14 protein-coding genes are annotated in these 20,274 nt (G+C 51.8%); 9 read left to right on the forward strand and 5 right to left on the reverse strand.

Translation table 11 applies throughout. The features are described 5' to 3' along the window. Positions 1-158 precede the first annotated feature (158 nt). From ACYVH9_RS17195 to ACYVH9_RS17230, 8 genes are all read left to right on the forward strand, one after another. Entirely contained in the window at positions 159-1,163 is a 1,005-nt protein-coding gene (locus ACYVH9_RS17195; RefSeq protein WP_460637628.1) for an NAD(P)/FAD-dependent oxidoreductase, read from the forward strand. An 86-nt stretch (positions 1,164-1,249) separates the two neighbouring features. Further along, entirely contained in the window at positions 1,250-1,564 is a 315-nt protein-coding gene (locus ACYVH9_RS17200; RefSeq protein WP_460637629.1) for a 2Fe-2S iron-sulfur cluster-binding protein, read from the forward strand. Positions 1,565-2,045: 481 nt separating this feature from the next. After that, the gene (locus ACYVH9_RS17205) at positions 2,046-4,829 is read left to right on the forward strand and encodes a S8 family serine peptidase (RefSeq protein ID WP_460637630.1); all 2,784 of its coding nucleotides are present in this window, start codon (positions 2,046-2,048) and stop codon (positions 4,827-4,829) included. An 18-nt stretch (positions 4,830-4,847) separates the two neighbouring features. Continuing rightward, complete coding sequence (locus ACYVH9_RS17210) at positions 4,848-6,536, forward strand: amidohydrolase family protein (RefSeq protein ID WP_460637631.1); 1,689 nt, start codon at positions 4,848-4,850, stop codon at positions 6,534-6,536. Between the two features lie 178 nt (positions 6,537-6,714). Continuing rightward, positions 6,715-9,030, forward strand: a complete 2,316-nt coding sequence (locus tag ACYVH9_RS17215; RefSeq protein WP_460637632.1) for a glycoside hydrolase family 20 protein — start codon at positions 6,715-6,717, stop codon at positions 9,028-9,030. 35 nt (positions 9,031-9,065) lie between these two features. Further along, the gene (locus tag ACYVH9_RS17220) at positions 9,066-9,977 is read left to right on the forward strand and encodes a 2-oxoadipate dioxygenase/decarboxylase family protein (RefSeq protein WP_460637633.1); all 912 of its coding nucleotides are present in this window, start codon (positions 9,066-9,068) and stop codon (positions 9,975-9,977) included. Between the two features lie 91 nt (positions 9,978-10,068). Continuing rightward, positions 10,069-11,091 carry an alkaline phosphatase D family protein gene (locus tag ACYVH9_RS17225; protein WP_460637634.1) on the forward strand — a complete coding sequence of 341 codons (1,023 nt, stop codon included), beginning with the start codon at positions 10,069-10,071 and terminating at the stop codon, positions 11,089-11,091. 65 nt (positions 11,092-11,156) lie between these two features. After that, positions 11,157-11,588 carry a hypothetical protein gene (locus ACYVH9_RS17230; protein ID WP_460637635.1) on the forward strand — a complete coding sequence of 144 codons (432 nt, stop codon included), beginning with the start codon at positions 11,157-11,159 and terminating at the stop codon, positions 11,586-11,588. A 25-nt stretch (positions 11,589-11,613) separates the two neighbouring features. On the opposite strand, the gene ACYVH9_RS17235 is transcribed toward ACYVH9_RS17230, so the two are convergent. The 4 genes from ACYVH9_RS17235 to ACYVH9_RS17250 form a co-directional block, all read right to left on the reverse strand. Then, entirely contained in the window at positions 11,614-12,369 is a 756-nt protein-coding gene (locus ACYVH9_RS17235; RefSeq protein WP_460637636.1) for a methyltransferase domain-containing protein, read from the reverse strand. Positions 12,370-12,929: 560 nt separating this feature from the next. Further along, on the reverse strand, positions 12,930-14,555 hold the full coding sequence (locus ACYVH9_RS17240; protein ID WP_460637637.1) for an acyl-CoA carboxylase subunit beta: 1,626 nt from the start codon (positions 14,553-14,555) through the stop codon (positions 12,930-12,932). A gap of 89 nt (positions 14,556-14,644) precedes the next feature. Then, entirely contained in the window at positions 14,645-15,628 is a 984-nt protein-coding gene (locus ACYVH9_RS17245; protein ID WP_460637638.1) for an MlaD family protein, read from the reverse strand. A 119-nt stretch (positions 15,629-15,747) separates the two neighbouring features. Beyond that, a complete protein-coding gene (locus ACYVH9_RS17250) occupies positions 15,748-16,518 on the reverse strand; it encodes an N-acetylmuramoyl-L-alanine amidase family protein (protein WP_460638156.1) in 771 nt (256 codons plus the stop codon). 252 nt (positions 16,519-16,770) lie between these two features. On the opposite strand from ACYVH9_RS17250, the gene ACYVH9_RS17255 reads away from it, so the two are divergent. Continuing rightward, entirely contained in the window at positions 16,771-19,698 is a 2,928-nt protein-coding gene (locus ACYVH9_RS17255; RefSeq protein ID WP_460637639.1) for a putative LPS assembly protein LptD, read from the forward strand. A 69-nt stretch (positions 19,699-19,767) separates the two neighbouring features. On the opposite strand, the gene ACYVH9_RS17260 is transcribed toward ACYVH9_RS17255, so the two are convergent. Continuing rightward, positions 19,768-20,226: a DUF1573 domain-containing protein gene (locus ACYVH9_RS17260; protein WP_460637640.1), complete on the reverse strand. Its 459-nt coding sequence runs from the start codon at positions 20,224-20,226 to the stop codon at positions 19,768-19,770. Positions 20,227-20,274: the final 48 nt, after the last annotated feature.

Raw genomic sequence — 20,274 nt, forward strand, 5'->3', positions numbered from 1 at the left:
TTATACAACATTCTATCTATTCATACCTTTTGTTATAGCAACCGTGTTTTATGCCCTTACCTTTGTGGCACGGTCGGCTGGCAGAACGCTTATTTAGCTATCCTGGCGAAGCGGATCAATTTGTATTCACACTAACAACTATACGACTCGTTACTACCATGATCACAACAGATATTTGCATTATTGGCGCTGGTCCCGTCGGATTGTTTGCCGTTTTCGAAGCGGGTTTATTAAAAATGCGCTGCCATCTGATTGATGCGCTTCCTCAGGTGGGTGGGCAACTGTCGGAGATTTATCCCCAAAAACCGATTTACGACATTCCCGGCTACCCCGACGTTAAGGCGCAGGAACTCGTCGACAACCTGATGGAGCAAATTGCTCCTTTTCACCCCACCTTTACCTTGGGCGAGCGGGTTGAAAGCCTGGAACGCCAGCCCGACGGATCGTTTTACCTAACCACCAACGAGCAAACCGTCGTTCACTGCCAGGTGGTGGTGATTGCGGGCGGGCTGGGTTGCTTTGAACCCCGCAAACCCGACATCGCGGGTTTGGAAGAATTTGAGGGAAAAGGCGTTGCCTACATGGTCAAAAATCCGGAACAGCTGCGCGACCGCCGGGTGGTGCTGGCGGGTGGGGGTGACTCGGCGCTCGACTGGACGGTTTTTCTGGCCGACATCGCGAAGGAAGTCACCCTCATCCACCGCAGCGACAGTTTTCGGGGCGCTCCCGATTCAGCCGAAAAGGTATTTGACTTAGCCAAAGCCGGGCGGATTAATCTCGTTCTTCAATCAAACATCACCCGTGTTTCTGGGAACGGCCATTTACAGGAGATTACCGTGACGGCCAAAGACAAAACCGTAACGACCCTGGCCACCGATCACCTGGTTCCGCTCTTCGGTCTGACCCCCAAGCTAGGGCCCATTGCCAACTGGGACCTTCAAATCGACAAATCGGCCATCCTGGTTGATACCGTGGACTATTCCACCAACGTCGAACGCATTTACGCCATTGGTGATATCAATACGTATCCGGGTAAGCTGAAACTGATTTTGTGCGGTTTCCACGAAGCAGCTTTGATGTGCCAGAGTGCGTTCAAATACGTTTTTCCTGATCAGAAGCTGAGTTTTAAATACACCACCGTCAACGGAATACCGACTTTTTAACGCGGCCAAAGTGAGGAGACAAAAACGAAAGAATGCGGTTTACGGTGCTCTTTTTTCTTTTGTCTACCATCTTTCCTCTATCAAGTATGATTCATTTCACCATTGAAGATCGCAGTGGCGACCGCCAGCCCCTGGAAATTCCGGAGGGATTCAGTTTCAGCCTAATGGAAGTATTGAAAGCCGCGGACTACCCTATTCAGGCGACCTGCGGAGGAATGGCCTTGTGTGCAACCTGCCATGTGGCCGTTCTGAAAGGTGCGGATAACTTGCCGTCCATGAATGATGCCGAGGCCGATTTGCTGGATACTTTGCCCGACGCCGATTCCGACAGCCGGCTGGCGTGTCAATTGCGCGTCAATGAAACGATGAACGGAGCGATTTTTCGGCTCCGCGCGGAGTAATGGCCTTGTCCTGATCGTACACTATTCTTAATATATATACTATCCAAAAAGCCCGGTCATTCCGGGCTTTTTAGGTTTTATCCTGTCGCTGAAAAAATGTTATAAATCGCCACTTTACCCCCCGCCAAACGACAACTTAAACCCACTACTTACACCGATATACACAAGTATTTCTTATATTAATATGAACAAAAACTCCTCAATACATTTAAAAACAAAAAGTCTTATTACAATAATTTAAAATCAAGGAATACTTACAATAAACTATAAATCAGTATAATAACCACAATACACTACTAAAAACGATCATATAAAACACCCAAAAAACAGATATTTATTATTCATAGCTATCGATTTAAAAACCGTTACCTCATCGCTTTGACCGGTCAATCAAAGCTTTATTAAGCCTATTTATTTTACACTTACCTTATTTACAATTCATCAAAACCAACAATACTGCCTCACCCTAAACCCTTGACCGGTGGCTCAAACAAACTTTTTTGAATCAGCGCAATCGTTGCTTCGTGATCGGGCGTACACAAATTATACTGCGCATTTAAACGAAATTGAGCGCATACAAAGCGGTATCCAGCAAAATCGAAGCGGTCAGTTATCATTAACCGACATCACCAACGATGCAAGTCGGCTTTCCAAACGCATCGCCCGTGAGGGTGTACGGCTGGATAAAGCCCTGGAGCGGATCAACGGCGTGCCGAATTTTCAGGATGTGTCGATCATCAACAAGATTCTGCGAAGTGCCGCCAGCGTCTGCCGAATCATCATCCGGAATCAGTTTGGCATCAGCGGCTACGGCACGGGTTTTCTGATCAGCCCTAACATCCTGATTACCAACAACCACGTACTGCCGGATGTGGAAACCGCCAGCCGTTCGCAGGCGCAGTTTAACTATGAGCTTGATGCCGATGGCCGGATTCTGACTCCCGTCACGTTCGATCTCCGGCCCGATTTGTTTTTCCTGACTTCTACTTACCAGGACCATCCCGGCCTGCCCTACGATGGGCGCGATTTTACCCTTGTAGCCGTCGAAACCACCGGTTCTGAAGGAGCCGCACTGGACCGGTTTGGGTACATCCAGATGGATAGCTCGCTCGGTAAAATTATCGAGGGCGAAAATTGCGTTGTTATTCAACACCCCAAGGGAGACTACAAAAAAGTGGTTCTAAAAGACATCCGGCTGATTACACTTACGGATAATTTTCTGATTTACGAATCAGATACGCTCCCCGGTTCGTCCGGCAGTGTGGTACTAGGGCTGGGAACCGGCGCCGTCGTTGCTCTGCACCACAGCGCTATTCCCCGAAAAGATACCACCGGCAATTGGTTACGGAAAGACGGCAGCGTGGTCCAGCCCGGTGATCCCGATGAGCAAATCGACTGGATCGGTAACGAGGGCGTCCGCGTCAGCTGCATAGTCGAAGCGTTCAGCAACATGCCCATACCGGATGCCATGCAACCACTTCGTCGGCAAATCATTGAGGCCCAAACACCCAATCTTTCCATCATGAGTGCTTCCACTGCGCCAACCGCCCTAAAACCGTCCGTTGCCACTACGCAACCCTCCCCCACCCATGAAAACACCATGCCAGCCGACCAGCTTCAGTATTTCGAGGTCACGTTGTCCAGACAACCGGTTTTGCAGGAAGACTGGGAGCGACGAGCCAGTACGCTGGTTGAAGGCTTCGTTGATGAAACACCCTTGATTCCGTCGGCGTTCGATGCCGATACCCGGCGAAAACGGTATGTAACGGTTCGTTCCGACCGCAATCCGTGGGAGCTGGCCCAACAACTGGAAACGCTGCCCCAGGTGGAAAGCTGCGAACCCGATCTGGCCACGTTGACGGATATTGGGGTCACCGCCCGCGATACCGGTTCGAGCCCATTGGAGTCATTCAATCCCGGCCAACAGAATGGCCTGGCCACCTGGCGGGAAGAGGAAGGAGCGTTTCTGACGCATTTTGGTGATTCCGTTTGTGTCAAAAAGGCTAACAAAGTCAAACTCCCGGCTTCCTATTACCGCTGGTGGAACTGGGCATCGGTTAATTGTCCCGACGATATGGCACGCTTGAAGGACCCCAACTGGCAGCCCATCCGGGAGAATTTACGGGACTTACGGTTTGTGCAACTGGACACCGGCTATTCAACCCATTCCAAGGTTTTTGCCGGATATAATACCGACAAGGATTTCGACTTTATTGACCAAGACGACGATGCGCGCGATCTGATGGAACGAAAGCTTCTGAAGTTTCCGGGCCACGGTACCCGAACGGCCAGCATCGCCGTAGGAAACACGCTGAAGACCGACCCGAATACCGTCAATGGAAACAGCGGTTTGCTAACGTTTGACGGACAAACCCTGGCCCGGTTGATTCCGTACCGCATTGCCAAATCCGTCATTCTGCTCGGACGCGGGAAAGAACTCGTCGATGCGGCCAGCTACGCCATTCAGAGCCAGGCTGATGTAATGTTCATGTGCATGGGCACGTACCCCAAATCGATGTTTGCCGCTATTGCCCGCGAGGTATACGAACACGGCATCATCTGGGCTTGTGCCGCCGGAAATCAGGTTGAACTGGTGGTGGCACCCGCCGTTTACCCCGGTACCATCGCAGTTGGGGCCACCAACCCCAAAGACCTTCCCTGGAAAGGAAGCAGCAACGGACCTGCAGTTGACATTGCTGCGCCCGGCGAAAGCGTCTACGTGCCAATTACCGATGAAGAAGGCACCGAATTCATGTCGTACGGCGACGGCACCAGCTACGCAACTCCGCACGTAGCCTCAGCGGCCATGCTGTGGAAAGCCAAGCACCTTCATCAATTGCCTGATAAATACCCGTTTCCCTGGCAAATCGTGGAAGCGTTCCGAACAACGCTGCAAAAGACGGCCCGAAAACCACCGGAATGGCCGCCCAAATTCTATGAATTGTACGGAGCAGGCATCCTGGACATTGATGCCTTACTGAAAGCGGATCTGCCGGATGCCAGTACCCTCACGCACGCGTATGAAGGCGTACCAACGGATTTGCCCAAAGACCTCGGTTTTGTGGAAGCAGGTCATTTCATCTGGAACATTCTGCGCCGGAAACTCCGCCCCGGCCCCACCGAAAGCGCAACGGGGTTGACGCCACGCGGTCAGCTAGCGCTGGACGCCTTTACGGAAAGCCCATCGGCCCAGGCCGCCGAATCAGCCGATTTGAACAATAGCGTTGGCACCGAAGCCTTGCTACGTGAATTTTTCAGGCAATAACCTTTATCCTTCAACGATATGGCCGCTTCGCACTATTTCGATTTCCATTTCCACCCGGTTTTCAAGCAGTTCATCTGCGACTTTGAAACGAACTATCCTTCCAGCCGGGCCGCTGATACCCTGCTGGCTCCCATTGATCTAAAAAATCCGCTGATTGATTTTCTGGAAGAAGAATTCCTCCACATTTTGGAAAGCCAGTCGTGCTTTTCCCAATTAAAAATGGGGCAGGTAACGCTGGGAGTGGCCAACATTGCGCCCATTGAACGGCTTTTTGCCCAGAAAGAAGGTTTGTTCGGCTTCATCCTGAACTCCCGCTTCTTTACCAGTCCGGTCGACCAGACGTACATGGAAAAAATCCGGGCGGGCCAGATTTCGTACTATCAGCTATTTATACGGGAATTAAATTTATACCAGACGTTGGCAAAAACCGGTACCATTGCGCTGCTTTCCCGTAAAAACCCGGCTCCGCTCGCCACTGACCGCCCCTATCTGGCCCTGGCGCTGGAGGGAGCACACAGCCTATGCCGTACACGGATCGGGCAGCCCGGCAAACCGGATACAATTCAGGTTAGTGCCAGAAATCCAATTGTCGACGATTTCAAAGCCCATCCGGCCCTCGACCCCGCCCAGAGTCTCCAGCATTTGCAACAGGCACTGTGGGATTCCGGACTGGACCTGATGTCACTCGTTATCACGCACTTATCGCACATTCCCGAACAATTGATCGCCACGCACGCCTTTGGTATCAAAATGCTGAAAGATGAAGCCGCTTACCCCATCGGCGACGGCATCACGCCAACCGGCAAACGGCTGATCGATCAGGCTTACACGCTCCAGGTAAACGCAGGTACGGAAGCCAAACCCAGCCTCAAAGCGGCTCCGGTTTTGATCGACATCAAGCACATGAGCTTAAAATCACGCCTTGACTTCTACGAATACCGCCGGTCAAAAAACTACCAGCTTCCCATCATCGCCAGCCACATGGGCGTCACCGGCTACTCGATCGACGAGTGGAAAGCCGCTCTGAACAAGGCCACAATGATTCGCCTGAAAATCAGCAACGCACCGGTTGTTCGGGTTGAAACGGAGCGAAAAGTGGCCGGAGAGTGGGGCAAGATCAACAAAACATTTACGTATAACCCCTGGACGATCAATCTGATGGATGAAGATATCGAGGAAGTTCTGAACAGTAACGGTTTGATTGGCATCAGTCTCGACGTTCGAATCCTGGGGTGGCAGAATGCGTTGGGGAAGGGTGAAAAAGAGGAATATGTTTCAGCCGAAGAGTTTCGGTTCTTGTTCCCGGATTTATCCCGAAGGCTGGCGGCCGAAAAAACCGATCCCGCCGAATCGTTCCTGATTCCGACCAAAGAAGAGCGGCATCCGCTGGCAATGTGTTTCAACATTCTGCACATTGTTTCGACAGGGTTAATCCGCACCGATAAAGATCCCTGGCAACACATCTCCATCGGCAGCGATTTCGACGGCCTGATCAATCCGCTCATCAACTGCCGGGATGCCAGTAAAACCTCGGCGCTGGAAGCAGCCCTTATTCGCTGGCTGCCCGTAGCCGAAGAAGCCTACCGGAACGAAAACGGGGGTGGTCCGCTCCTGCCCACTGATACCACCCTGAAAGCGCTGGTTCGGCATATTTTGTACGAAAATGGCCGGAAGTTTATCGAAAAGTGGCTGGCTGGTGCTTTGTAGGTTTCAAATACTGTATTCATTTGTAACATCTAAAAGCCGTCTCCCCAATGCCCGGCAGGGAGACGGCTTTAATTCATGTATGATTCTGACCGTTGCCTAAAGGGTTGCTCCTACTTCGTGAGCGGTGAGGCCATTTTTACCTACCTTTGGTTGTTGCCAACCACCGTTTACCTCCTGCATGAAACCAGTTATTGCCTTTCTGCTCGGCCTTACACTCTCGTTTTCACTTTTTGCTCAATCCGACAATGCTTACAACCTGCTCCCCTTTCCAGCGCAGTTTGCGGGTGGAGCAGGCCGTTTTACCGTTACGGCCAGCACGCGGTTACTCATTGCCGCCAAAGATGCGGGTCAGCGATCAGCCGCCCAACTACTGGCCAGCCAGCTTAAAGCCGCGAGCGGTTTGCCGCTGGCCGTTGCCCCCACAACACCGGCTTTAGCCAAAGGGAAACACATCGTCTTTCAAACTCATAAAAGCGGAAAATGCGGACCTGAAGGTTACCTGCTGCGGGTTTCGCCGGAACGGGTTGTAGTGGAAGCCGAAACACCAAAAGGCTATTTTTACGCTGTTCAGACGTTGCTGCAATTGCTACCGACGGAGGTGTTCAGTCCCAAGCAAGTGTCTAACGTAGCCTGGACGGTACCGACCTGCCAGATTCTCGACCGACCGCGCTACAATTACCGGGGCTTAATGCTCGACGTAAGCCGCCATTTCGCGCCGGTTTCGTTTGTCAAACGGTTTATTGACCTCATGGCACTCCACAAGCTTAATACCTTTCACTGGCATTTGACCGACGATCAGGGCTGGCGAATCGAGATTAAAAAATACCCCAAACTGACCCAAATCGGCTCAAAACGGAAAGAAACCGTGGTCGGCCATAACGCCGAAAATTATCCGTTTCAGTACGACGGAAAGGAGTACGGCGGTTTTTATACCCAGGAACAGATCAAAGAGGTGATTCGCTACGCGACCGCGCGACACATTACCATCATCCCGGAGATTGAAATGCCAGGCCACGCATTGGCAGCCTTGGCTTCGTACCCCGATTTTTCCTGCGATCCGGCCAAACAATATGAAGTAGCCACCCGCTGGGGAATTTTCAAGGACGTGTACTGTCCCAGCGAGCCCACGTTCGCGTTCTTACAAAATGTGCTGACGGAAGTAATGGCGCTTTTTCCCGGAAAATACATCCACATCGGGGGCGATGAATGCCCGAAAGACGCCTGGAAAGCCAGCGCATTTTGCCAGGATCTGATCAAGAAACTGAAGCTGAAAGACGAAGATGCCCTGCAAAGTTACTTCATCCAGCGTATCGAGAAGTTTGTCAACTCAAAAGGCCGGGCCATCATCGGCTGGGACGAAATTCTGGAAGGCGGTCTGGCACCGAACGCAACCGTGATGAGCTGGCGCGGCACCGAAGGCGGTATTGAAGCCGCCAAACAGAAGCACAACGTGGTGATGACGCCCGGCGAATTTTGCTACCTGGATCAGTACCAGGCCAATCCGGCGCAGGAACCGCTGGCGGGTGGCGGTTATCTGCCCATTGAAAAAGTGTATAGCTACGAACCCACACCCGCTGAACTGACACCCGACCAGCAAAAATACATCCTGGGTGTGCAGGGCAACGTCTGGACCGAATACATTCCAACCACGCAGCACGTCGAATACATGGTGTATCCGCGCGCGTCGGCGCTGGCTGAAGTCGGCTGGATGCCAAAAGGCCCCCGGAATTTCGAGGACTTTGCCGTTCGGCTGAAGGAGCATTTGAAACGGTTGTCGTACCTGAACGTCAAGTACGCCAAGCGGCTGCTCAATGTCCGGGCCGTCACGCAGTTTACCGACGCCGACCAGTTGCAGGTTCGGTTGGAAAAGCTCGATTCGGATAGCAAAATTTACTACACCACCAACGGAAAGCAGCCCACCACCGCGTCGGCCGAATACGCCATGCCCATTTCGCTAAAGAAAACAACGACGATCAAAGCCATCACTACCGCCGGAGCGAACTTCGAGGAGACGTTTTACATCCACCGGGCGAAAGGAAAACCGTATACGTACGCGAATACAGCCGCCGACAAATCCGATCCCAGCAAGAAAAAACTGACGGATGGGCAGGTGGCCCAAAGCCCGCGCAACAAATCGGAATGGGTCAGCGTAGCGGGCAATGACCTGGAAGTGACCATTGACCTGGGCGAAATCCGGCCCGTTACAAAGGTTTCTGCTAATTTCCTGAAACGGATTTCGTACAATGATTTTCCACCCTCGGCAGTCGAGATCAGTTTATCACAGGACGGCACGACGTACAAAGACGCGGTCAGTCAGCCTGTAAAATACCCACTCGAAGGAAAATGGGGAATGTTGCCCGTGGTGGCTGATTTCAAAACCGCCCGGGTTCGGTACGTGCGGATCAAAGCCAAAAATGCCGGCCCTGCTCCGGCAGGTCTGCCCCGCGAGGGCTTGCCAACGTCGGTCAGCGTGGATGAGGTGGTGGTCGAATGACAAAATCGGTATCTTTACCAAAAGACCGATTCAACATGACCACATCATCCCAAAAACTCAAAACCCTCGACGCCGTGCTGGACGGCCTGATGAGCCGCTACCGGGAACGCGTTCCCGATGTGCTGGGCATCGTCAATGCGCTGGTCGACGACAACGTTATTCCGGCAGCCGACGCCATTGAAAATGACCACATTGCTTTCCGGACAATGGGTGTACCGAGCCTCGGCATTCCGTCATTTGAGAAGATTTTTCTGCACTACGGCTACGAGAAGCGCGAACCGTACGATTTCAAGGAAAAGAAGCTGAATGCTTACTGGTATAGTCCACCCAAGCCGCATTATCCACGCATTTTCGTTAGCGAGCTGCGGGTGCGGGACTTATCGGACGAGGCACAGCACATCATTTACAAATACACCGATACCGTTGTGTTTGATCCGGTCGATAGCCTGGACCTGGACGATGCCAGGGCCGTCGATCAGTTTCTGCACCAGCCGCTCTGGCAGACGCCCACGCTCGACGATTACCTGACACTCCTGAAAGAGAGCGAGTATGCGGCCTGGGTGATTTACAACCGGTATTATCTGAATCACTTCACCATCAGCGTGCACAACCTGAAACCGGGTTACAATACCATTCAGGAGTTTACGGATTTTCTGGAGAAACACGGTTTTAAGCTGAACGATTCGGGCGGTAAAATCAAGATCAGTCCAGACGAAGGTTTGTTGCAGGCATCGACGGTGGCCCAGATGATTGACGCGGAGTTTGCCAACGGTCAGACGCACCGCATTGCCGGTTCGTACGTTGAGTTTGCCGAACGGCGCGTGTTGCCCGAATTTGGGCATCTGCCACCCGACCAGATCCGGCGCGAACACCGGCGCGACGGTTTTGAAGCCGGAAATGCCGATAAGATTTTTGAAAGTACATTTACCTCGCAGACCAATAAATAGTTGGTGGTTGGCGCTTTTATCTGTTGCAAAGTTGAGCCGTTCCGGCTCAACTTTTTTAGTTTTGTACAACCCACAACCCTTGCCCTAATTCATGAGAACACTTTCTACCTTCATTCTAGTCGGCTGCCTGGCATTGGCAGGATGCCGTACCCCCAAAACAGAAAAAAACGCATCGGCCAGCCGGAAACCGCTTACCACGATTGCGTTTGGTTCGTGCAGCGACCAGAAGCGCCCGCAACCGCTGTGGGACGATATAGTGGCCCAAAAACCGGATGTCTGGATCTGGCTCGGCGATAATATTTACGGGGATTCGGAAAACCTGGACACGCTGAAAGCCAAATACGCCAAACAGAAAGCCAATCCGGTTTACAGCCAGCTGCGGCAATCAACACCAATCATTGGCGTCTGGGATGATCACGATTACGGCGTGAACGACGGCGGCAAGGAATACCCACGCCGAAAAGAGAGCCAGCAACTGATGCTCGATTTTCTGGATGTACCGGCCAGCCACCCGCTGCGCAAGCAGGAAGGTGCCTATTCATCGCACACCTACGGCCCCAAAGGTCAGCGGGTGAAGGTGATTCTGCTGGATGGCCGCTATTTTCGGGACCCCCTGAAAAAGTCCGGCAAAACCAACGTTCCCGATCCGTCGGGTGACCTGCTGGGAGAAGCACAGTGGCAGTGGCTGGAAAAGCAGTTGACTCATTCTGACGCCGATGTGCACCTGATTGGTTGTGGCATTCAGTTTCTGGCCAACGATCATACCTCCGAGAAGTGGGGCAATTTTCCGACGTCGCGGCAACGGTTTTTCGATCTGTTGAGCAAAACCAAACCAAAGGGGGCCATTCTGATCAGTGGCGACCGGCACATCGCCGAAATCTCCAAAACGAGCATTCCGGGACTGGGTTACGACCTCTACGACATCACCAGCAGCGGCCTGACGCATACGTCCAAACCGTACGAGCAACCGAATGCATACCGCGTTGGAAAAATGGTTTTTGACCTCAACTATGGCCTATTTACGATCAACTGGAATCAGAAACCGCTGACGGTCACGGTTCGGATCAATGGCGACAACCGAGCGACGTATTCAACCCAGGAAATTGCGTTTTAATCGGAATTATACTTCCTAAAGAAGCCCAAAATAGGTATCTTGGAGAGAACCAACCCTCTCCCGCCATGTACAAAGAAACGCAACAATTCCGTCAGCCCTGGATTTGGGTACTGCTCATTGGGGTATTTGGCGTTACCGTATACGAACAGAATTATGTATCGATTGGCATCGTTGCTATTTTCCTGGGGCTGTTCGCGCTGGTGCGTCTGGAAACCGAAATTAACAAGGAAGGCATTTCGTACCGGTGGTTTCCATTTCAGCCCCGTCCGCGCTTAATTAGCTGGAATCAGATCGAACGAGTTAATGTGCGAAAATACGCTCCATTGGGTGAATTTGGTGGATGGGGAATACGGTTTTCCTGGAACGGCACTGCCCACACCACCTCGGGCCAGTTTGGTATTGAAATCAAGTTGAAAGAAAAAAAACGGACTTTACTCATTGGAACCCAGCATCCCGAAGCGGCCAGTCGTGCCGTTTCGGAAAAAACCGTTGCATAAAGGCTTGTTGGACTTGGCAATGCGCCTACTGGGTTGAGCGGCTTGCCACAATTCGCAGCCGTTTGTAATCGGCAAACCAGCGCCCGTCGCGGAAAAGAACGGTTTTTAACGCAGCCTGGGTTTCTTCCAGCACCGCAGCGCGATCCTCAGCCGTCACATTGGTAAAGAAGTTGGTACCAAATTGTTCGATCCAGTCCACCAGTCCCTTCTGCGGATCGTGCAGGGGCGTGTCGCGGTCGTAATGTTGCGCCAGCTTCACATCAAAACCGTGCTTTTCCAACACCGACGCATAGTCGCCCACCGAGGGAAAATACCACCAGGAAACCGTCAGATCATAGCCCCGTTTCCGCAGCTGGTGCGTCAGCTCGTCCGTAATATGCTGAACGTTCCCTTTTCCGCCAAACTCAGCCACCAGACGACCGCCAGGTCTTAGGTGGTGTTTCATCCGGCGCACTACCGCTTCGTAATCAGTCATCCAGTGCAGGGCGGCATTTGAAAAAATGGCGTCAAAGTAGTGCGGCAACTCAAACGCAGCGGCATCGGCCAACTGAAAATCCAGCGCCGGGAATTGCTGACGAGCTTTGGTAATCATGGTCTCCGACGCATCCAGCCCCACCACCGTAGCGCCCCGCTCGGCGAGCTGTTGGGTTAATTCACCAGACCCACAGCCCAGGTCCAGAATCAACTCACCCGGCTGGGGAGCCAGCAAATCGAGCAAACCCAATCCATATTGATGCACGAAAGCGTGCTTTTCCGTGTATAAGTCAGCATTCCAATGCATCCTATCCCGTATTAAAAATTAGTTTGTCCGCTGCAGAAACTCGTACGCATTTCCGCAGGATCTACGATTTGGATAACCCAGCCCGAAAAAGAAGGTTTATCTTTCAGGACAAACGGGCCGTAAATTCGGCATTCCAGCCGTTATAGAAGGCAAAAATCAGGGCTATTTTTCGCTCTCCGTCAGACTTTTCGCCTTGATTCCCAACATTTCAACCTCCGTTTCAATTCTTCAGTGAACTCATGTTCAAAATTGCTTTTCAACGCCGGTTATTTTTTCAGGCTGGTTGCTTTTCCAATTCCGGCGTGTCGGGCAATGCCGAGTGGTTTATTCCAACCTGTTTACAGTTTGCGCCGTTTACGGGTTCGCATGAAATGATAAACGGCGTATCCTTCCCATATTATTCCGATCAACATCAGAATTTGCCCCGGAATTTTGTAGTTCGATACGAACAAAATACACCCTGACCCAACCGCAATGCAGCCAATCAGGAAAAAACGACAAAGTTTTAGGGTTCACTTGTATAATCATTTTCCGAACTAACTATTAGAAAACCAATTACGCTAGGTTTGAATAACCCCCACGTTGAACGGTTTGGTAATCGGCGCATGGTTGGCAGCTTCGATGCCCATTGCAATCCAGGTGCGCGTGTCGAGCGGGTCAATTACGGCATCGACCCACAACCGGGAAGCCGCGAAATACGGCGAAAGTTGTTCGTTGTACTGATTGGTAATTTTCTGCAACAGCGCCTGCTCTTTCTCCGGCGTAATGGTTTCGCCTTTGGCTTTCAGCGAAGCCACCTGAATTTGCAACAACGTTTTGGCCGCCGAAGCGCCACTCATCACCGCCATCTGGGCCGTGGGCCAGGCCACGATCAGCCGCGGATCGTACGCTTTGCCGCACATGGCGTAGTTGCCCGCACCGTACGAATTACCCACCACCACCGTAAATTTCGGCACGACGGAATTGGCCATCGCATTTACCATTTTAGCACCGTCTTTGATGATGCCCCCCTGCTCCGACCGGCTGCCCACCATAAAGCCCGTCACGTCCTGTAAAAACACCAGCGGTATTTTTTTCTGGTTGCAGTTCATGATAAACCGTGCAGCTTTGTCGGCCGAATCGGAATAAATAACCCCGCCCATCTGCATCTCGCCTGGTCCGGCAGTGCCGCCCGCGCCCGTCTTGCCTTTTGCCTTCACCACTTTCCGCTGATTGGCTACAATTCCGACTGCCCAGCCGTCGATGCGCGCGTAACCGCATAGAATGGTCTGCCCGTATAATTCCTTGTATTCGTCAAATTCAGAGTTGTCAACCAGCCGGGCAATGATCTCGCGCATGTCGTACGGTTTTACCCGGTCAGCCGGCAGCAGGTCGTAAATCTCCGCTGGATTGTGGGCGGGCATGGCCGGTGTTGTCCGGTTGAATCCAGCACTTTCCGGCGCCCCAATTTTATCAAAAATACCGCGAATGGCATCCAGACAGCTTTTGTCGTCGGGGTATTTGTTATCGGTCACCCCCGAAATCTCGCTGTGCGTACTGGCTCCACCGAGCGTTTCGGCATCTACGTCTTCACCAATCGATGCTTTAACCAGATACGGTCCAGCCAGGAAAATTGACCCGGTCCCTTCCACAATTAGAGCCTCATCCGACATGATGGGCAAATAAGCGCCCCCCGCTACACAACTGCCCATAATGGCCGCTACCTGCACAATGCCCATCGCCGACATCTGGGCGTTGTTCCGGAAAATTCGCCCGAAATGCTCTTTATCCGCAAACACTTCGTCCTGCAACGGCAGGTAAATGCCCGCGCTATCAACCAGGTAAATAATGGGCAGGCGGTTTTCCATCGCGATTTCCTGCGCCCGTAGGTTTTTCTTGGCTGTAATGGGAAACCAGGCGCCGGCCTTTACCGTCGCATCATTGGCTACAATGACACACTGCCGACCCGAAACATAGCCGATGCCCACCACCACGCCCCCCGACGGACAGCCGCCGTGGTCGGCATACATGCCTTCTCCGGTAAACAGCCCGATCTCGATCAAAGCAGACCCGGGGTCAATCAAGTACTCGATGCGTTCACGGGCGGTCAACTTGCCTTTGCGGTGCTGATCCTCCATTTTTTTCGGGCCACCACCGAGTCGGGTTTGGGCGGCTTTATGATGTAGTTCGTCCAGAAGCGGTTTCATAATAAGCAAGCGAATGGATTTCTATAAAACTAAAAAGACCTGCAAGGTTTCCAAAAACCTTGCAGGTCTATTCTACCCGAACGGTTTTTCTACCGGGTAGAATCGGACATAATAACCGTGGCACTCTGCGCCGGGGTTGTGGTCCCTTTTTTGTCTTTCCGGCCAAACAGCGAGAAATGAACGTATCGCTTCGGGTTTTCGCGGAAGTCGGTCAGCAGTTTGTCCAGGCTGGCGGTCGCGCTGTTCACATTTTTGTACAATGCCTCATCCCCTTTCAGCTTGCCCAGAGTACCTTTTCCGCTGTTGATATCAGCCAGCATTTGTTGCAGCGTTCCGATGGAGCGGTTGGCACTGGCCAGTGTCTGGCTCAATTTCAGGGCATTGAGTGAGTCCGCAAATGTATTGGCTTTGGCCAGCAATGGTTTAACTTCTTTCTCGGTTTCGGCCAGCGATGCTGACAGGTTACCCAGATTGGCCATCAGACGCCGGATATTCTCCCGGTTTTCGCCGACGGTCAGTTGCAGGGTACCCGTGGTTGCTTCCACACCTTCGAGCGTCCGGTTCAGAATCAGACCGGTTTTGTCGAACTGCTTCACAATACGGTTTAAGTTCACCGTCAGGGAGTCTACGCTGTTTAAAACCGGCAGCGTTTTTTCCTTGATCAGCGCCGTGATGCCCGCTTCTTTGCCGCTAATCAGGGTGTCACCGTTGTTGAGTGTTTGAGCCGATGGATTGATTTGCAGGATAACCACCTTTCCGCCCAGCACCCCGGCATCGGCCAGGACCGCCCGGGACCCCTGACCAACCTTGATATTCTTGTCAATGTCGAGGGTAACGAGCAAATGGTTGTTGCGCTGCGGCATAATATCGATGCGATCGACCCGCCCGATGCTGAGTCCATTGAGCTGCACCGGATTGGAAACCGTCAGCCCATCCACATTATCGTATACAACTACATATTTACTGGTTCGGGAAAAAATATCGGACCCTTTAAGGAAATTGAATCCGAAATAGAGCATCACCAAGGTAACCACGGCCAGAATGCCCACTTTTGCTTCATTTGAAAGTTTCATGCGTGGATTGTGAAAGGTTGAAGGAGTGGTAAATGATTGGAGTAAAGCCAGTTGCAAAGGCTCCTACCATTCCTCACACCTTCAACAATAAAAACCGTTGCGAAGTTAGCAACAACTTGTCACTCTCCAGCATCGACTTCATCTTTATACGCTTTGAAAGCCCGAAAAATGGCATTTGCCAGCTCGTGCTGTCCTTCCTGCGACGCCAGATACCGTTCTTCGTCCGGATTGGTAATGTAGCCGGTTTCAACCAGTACGCTCGGCATCGTTGTGCGCCACAGTACGATAAAACCAGCCTGTTTGACCCCACGGCTTGGGCGCTCGGCATTTTTCTTGAAACTCCACTCTACTTTCTGGGCAAAATCAATGCTGTTGTTCATGAAAGCGTGCTGGTAGTTCGCCAGCATGATGTGGGCCAGGGGCGAATCGGGGTCGAAGCCCTGGTAGTTTTCTTTGTAATTACTTTCTTTCAAAATAACCGCGTTCTCGCGCTTGGCTACATCCAGGTTCCCATTGGTTTTGTGTAATCCCATAGTGTAGGTTTCTGTACCGTTGACGCGGCTTGATGAGGGGCTGGCATTGACGTGAATTGAGATAAACAGATCCGCCTTGTTGCGATTCGCAATGGCCGACCGTTCATTCAGTTCGATAAACACGTCCGTGGAGCGGGTGTAAATCACTTTCACACCCGGCAACTCTTCTTTAATTCGCCGACCCAGCTCCAGGGCAATTTTCAACACGATCCGCGACTCCCGGTTCCGCTTGGTCATTGTACCGGGGTCTTTCCCCCCGTGACCGGGATCCAGCACGACGGTCCGGAGCCGACCGGGCCGGACTTCAGCCGCTTGCTGATCCTGTTTTGGATTATCTTGCGGCAAAACCGGTTTCATACCGGGCAGCGCGACCAAACACAGGGCCGCAACCACCAAGGAAGAGCAAATCAACAGCGCCCGGTTTGTCTTTTTGAATACCGTACCGGATACTTTAATAATTTTTAACAGGTTTAAGCGTTTCAAGGCAGTGATTGGAATGAAGTTAGCGACTAACTTTGCGTTTCGGCGTCCGCCGAAATCTGATTGGCAACTCGGCCTGAATGACCGACAGCGTAAGCCAGCGCAGTATTGTGAGCAAATATAATTTTTTTGATAAAACTGAAAAATATATACTTTATTTTACGGAACCTGGTCAGTTGTCTGCTGGTCATCATGCCGCTGGTCGTACACGCGCAGCAAAAACCGGCCCGTCGTACGGTTCCGGCATTTAGTCCGCGCTCCACAACGCCTGCCTCAGCAACCCTTACCGGCAACTCAGCGGTTATCGATACCGCCCGTCGTGACTCCCTTACCATTGCCCGGCCGGATACGGCTGCAGCCAGCGATTTACAAACAACCGTCAATTATTCCGCCAAAGACTCGACACTCTTTGATGCAACGGGACAAATTGTTGAGCTTTTCGGTGATGCCAAGGTTGATTACGGCTCAATTCACCTGACGGCGGCTTACATCAAACTCAACTGGACGACCAACGAGGTCTTTGCCAAGGGCCGTTATGATTCTACGGCCCGAAAACAAGTTGGCCTGCCGGTTTTTCAGGACAACAGCGGCCGCTATGATACGCAGGAAATCCGCTATAATTTCAAAACCAAGAAAGGTTTTATCAAGGGAGTTATCACCGCTCAGGGCGAAGGGAATGTTCGGGGAAAAACCGTTAAAAAAGACGCCGAAGACAACCTGTACATCCGGAACGCTATATACACTACCTGCAACCTGACGACTCCCCACTTTCACATTAACGCCAGCAAGATTAAAGTTGTTCATAACAAGCAACTCATCTCCGGTCCCTTCAACCTGGTCATCAACGATATTCCGACACCATTGGCTTTACCCTTCGGTTTCTTCCCGATCCCAAAGAAAAACGAAATCGGAACGTCGGGTATTATTTTCCCGCAGTACGGCGAAGAACCGAACGGCCGGGGTTTCTACCTGCGCGACGGAGGGTATTATTTTGCCATCAGCCAGTTTGTGAACGCCAGTATACGGGGACAGATTTATTCCAACGGAAGCTGGGGACTCGGGGTATCGTCGGAATACCTGAAACGGTATCGCTTCGGTGGCAATTTTGGATTGACCTTTGCCCGCAACCGGACGACATCGCTGGTAGATACGGCCTCGAAACCACGCAACGATTTTAGTATTGTCTGGTCACACTCGCCCCGCCCCCGCGGCAATTCGCAGTTTTCGGCCAACGTCAACGTCAGCAGCAACAGCTACAACCAGTTAAACTCATCGATGGGTTCGCGAAACTACGTTTCCAACGCGGCCAATTCGGGGGTGAACTACAGCTACAAGTTTGGGCAGTACGTCACAAGTTCGGCCAACCTGAACGTGAGCCAGAACTTCGGGCGGCTGAATCAGAACACAGGGATTCGCGAAGGCGGGCAAACCAACATTTCGTCGGGCTTTAACCTCGGTGTGGCTCAGATTGCGCCTTTTGCCATGAAAGGCGGTACCGGAAAATGGTACGAAAGTTTCCGGCTCGGTCTGGATTTCAATGCCCAGGCTTCGCTGAACAATACCCTCCGCACGATTGATGTTTCCACCCTTGGGTTTCCGGTCGTGACCACGCAGGCCATTCGGGGCGATACCATACAACGGATGCGTGATAGCCTGGCCGCCATTGCCCGTCAGGAGCAGTATATCAATAACAATCTTATTCCGATGACCCTGGAGAATTTACCGGCGATTCTCAGAAATGCGCAGATACAAAGCCGGTATTCGATTCCTATTTCGCTGCCCAACTTCAAGATTGCCCGGTATCTTAACTTCACGCCCGGGGTTTCGCTGAGTGGGGACGTTTACACGAAATCCTTGCAATACAATTACATAGCCGATCGGAATGCCGTGCAGGTCGACACGTTGCCGGGCCTATCTGCAACGTATTTTCTCTCGTTCAATGCCTCAATGAACACCCGGGCCTACGGAACGTTCTTTATCCGAACGGGTCGGCTGGAAGCCATCCGGCATACCATCGCTCCTTCCATTTCGTTCAGCTACACCCCGGACTTGTCCAGTGCCTTTACAACCATCCTCGAACAATACCGCGATCCGTACGATCCCACGAAAGCACTAAGGATTTCTAAGTACCGAGGGCTTGGCGGAACAGCCGGTTCGACCACGTTTACGGGCCGATCAGCCTCCATCAGTTACAGCATTGTCAACCAGATTGAAATGAAAGTGCGGTCGCGCAGCGATTCGGCCAAGAGCGAATTTGAAAAAGTATCGCTGTTTGACAACATCAGTCTGGCAGGCTCGTACAACCCGTACGCCCCCCAGTATAAGCTCTCGCAGTTCAACGTGAGCGCTAATACGCAGATTCTGAAGAAAGTCAGCTTTAACTTTTCGGCGGTTTTTGACCCTTACGCCTATTCATCTGATGTCAAAGTTCCCACGAATGTATTTTACCTATACGATTTGCCCCAATATTTTCTAACGGGCCCTTATGTAAATGCATTCCGGCTCAACAAAATTGACAAACTCGCTATCACCCAGGGACAGGGACTGGCGCACCTTCAGAACCTGAATTTTTACCTCAGCACCCAGTTTGCGCCAAAGGGATCACAGAAACCAAAAACAGCACCCAACAACGCCAATCAGACGCCCGGCGAAGCCGCCGAATTGCGAAACATCAACCGCAACCCGGACGAATACGTTGATTTCAGCATTCCCTGGAGCATCAACCTGAGCTACACCTTCAGTCTCACGAAATTTACACCCATCGAAAGCCAAATTATCCAGACCTTGCAGGCCACGGGCGATGTGAGCCTGACGCCGAAATGGAAGATTTCGCTCCAGACGGGTTTTGACTTCGCGGCTAAGGCGCCTTCCCTGACCACAATCTCGGTACACCGCGATCTGCACTGCTGGGACATGAATTTCAGTTACACCCCCTTTTCGGGCAACCGGCTCCGGAGTAACTTCTACTCCTTCGATTTGCGGGTCCGGTCTTCGATTCTCCAGGATTTGAAAATCAGCCGTCGGCGTGCCTCCGGATTTGGATACGGCGGTTTTTGATCCCCAAAAAGCATAAAAAAAGCTACCGGCGTTGGCTGGCAGCTTTTTTTATAGTAGTCAGATCTGTTCTTAGCGGGAAGTTTTCGATCCTTTCTTTTTGCTCTTGTCAGCGGCTGGTGCGGCTGCTGGTGTAGCGGCTGCCGTCGACTGCCCTTCTTTCGCGGTCACTTCACCCGTCAGCGTCAGCGGAATGGATGCGCGTTCGCCGTTGCTTGTTACCGTCACATTCTTGTTAAACGAACCCATCGCAGCCGCATTGTACGTAGCTTTTACGAACCCTTTCTGGCCTGGCATAACGGCACTCTTTGTCCAGTCAGGCGTTGTACAACCACAGGAAGGTTGAGCGTTAGAGATAACGACGGGATCCGTACCAGTATTCGTAAATTCGAATGTGTACGTCACCGGCGTTCCTTGCGGAACCTTGCCGAAGTCATGCGACTCTTTTGTGAATTTGATAACGCCTTTCTGAGCGAAAGAAACTGTCGCAAATACCAAAAAAACCCCGATTAGTGAAAAAGCCTTTTTCATTCTTTTAAAAAATTTAGTTACAAACAAACGGGTAGACTACTTTACAAT

It is taken from the genome of Larkinella harenae (assembly GCF_054780515.1).

Bases quoted from the DNA above. Each gene is read 5' to 3' on its own strand.
- ACYVH9_RS17195 (WP_460637628.1), top strand. From the start codon at position 159: ATGATCACAACAGATATTTGCATTATTGGCGCTGGTCCCGTCGGATTG.
- ACYVH9_RS17200 (WP_460637629.1), top strand. From the start codon at position 1,250: ATGATTCATTTCACCATTGAAGATCGCAGTGGCGACCGCCAGCCCCTG.
- ACYVH9_RS17210 (WP_460637631.1), top strand. From the start codon at position 4,848: ATGGCCGCTTCGCACTATTTCGATTTCCATTTCCACCCGGTTTTCAAG.
- ACYVH9_RS17215 (WP_460637632.1), top strand. From the start codon at position 6,715: ATGAAACCAGTTATTGCCTTTCTGCTCGGCCTTACACTCTCGTTTTCA.
- ACYVH9_RS17220 (WP_460637633.1), top strand. From the start codon at position 9,066: ATGACCACATCATCCCAAAAACTCAAAACCCTCGACGCCGTGCTGGAC.
- ACYVH9_RS17225 (WP_460637634.1), top strand. From the start codon at position 10,069: ATGAGAACACTTTCTACCTTCATTCTAGTCGGCTGCCTGGCATTGGCA.
- ACYVH9_RS17230 (WP_460637635.1), top strand. From the start codon at position 11,157: ATGTACAAAGAAACGCAACAATTCCGTCAGCCCTGGATTTGGGTACTG.
- ACYVH9_RS17235 (WP_460637636.1), bottom strand. From the start codon at position 12,369: ATGCATTGGAATGCTGACTTATACACGGAAAAGCACGCTTTCGTGCAT.
- ACYVH9_RS17240 (WP_460637637.1), bottom strand. From the start codon at position 14,555: ATGAAACCGCTTCTGGACGAACTACATCATAAAGCCGCCCAAACCCGA.
- ACYVH9_RS17245 (WP_460637638.1), bottom strand. From the start codon at position 15,628: ATGAAACTTTCAAATGAAGCAAAAGTGGGCATTCTGGCCGTGGTTACC.
- ACYVH9_RS17250 (WP_460638156.1), bottom strand. From the start codon at position 16,518: ATGAAACCGGTTTTGCCGCAAGATAATCCAAAACAGGATCAGCAAGCG.
- ACYVH9_RS17260 (WP_460637640.1), bottom strand. From the start codon at position 20,226: ATGAAAAAGGCTTTTTCACTAATCGGGGTTTTTTTGGTATTTGCGACA.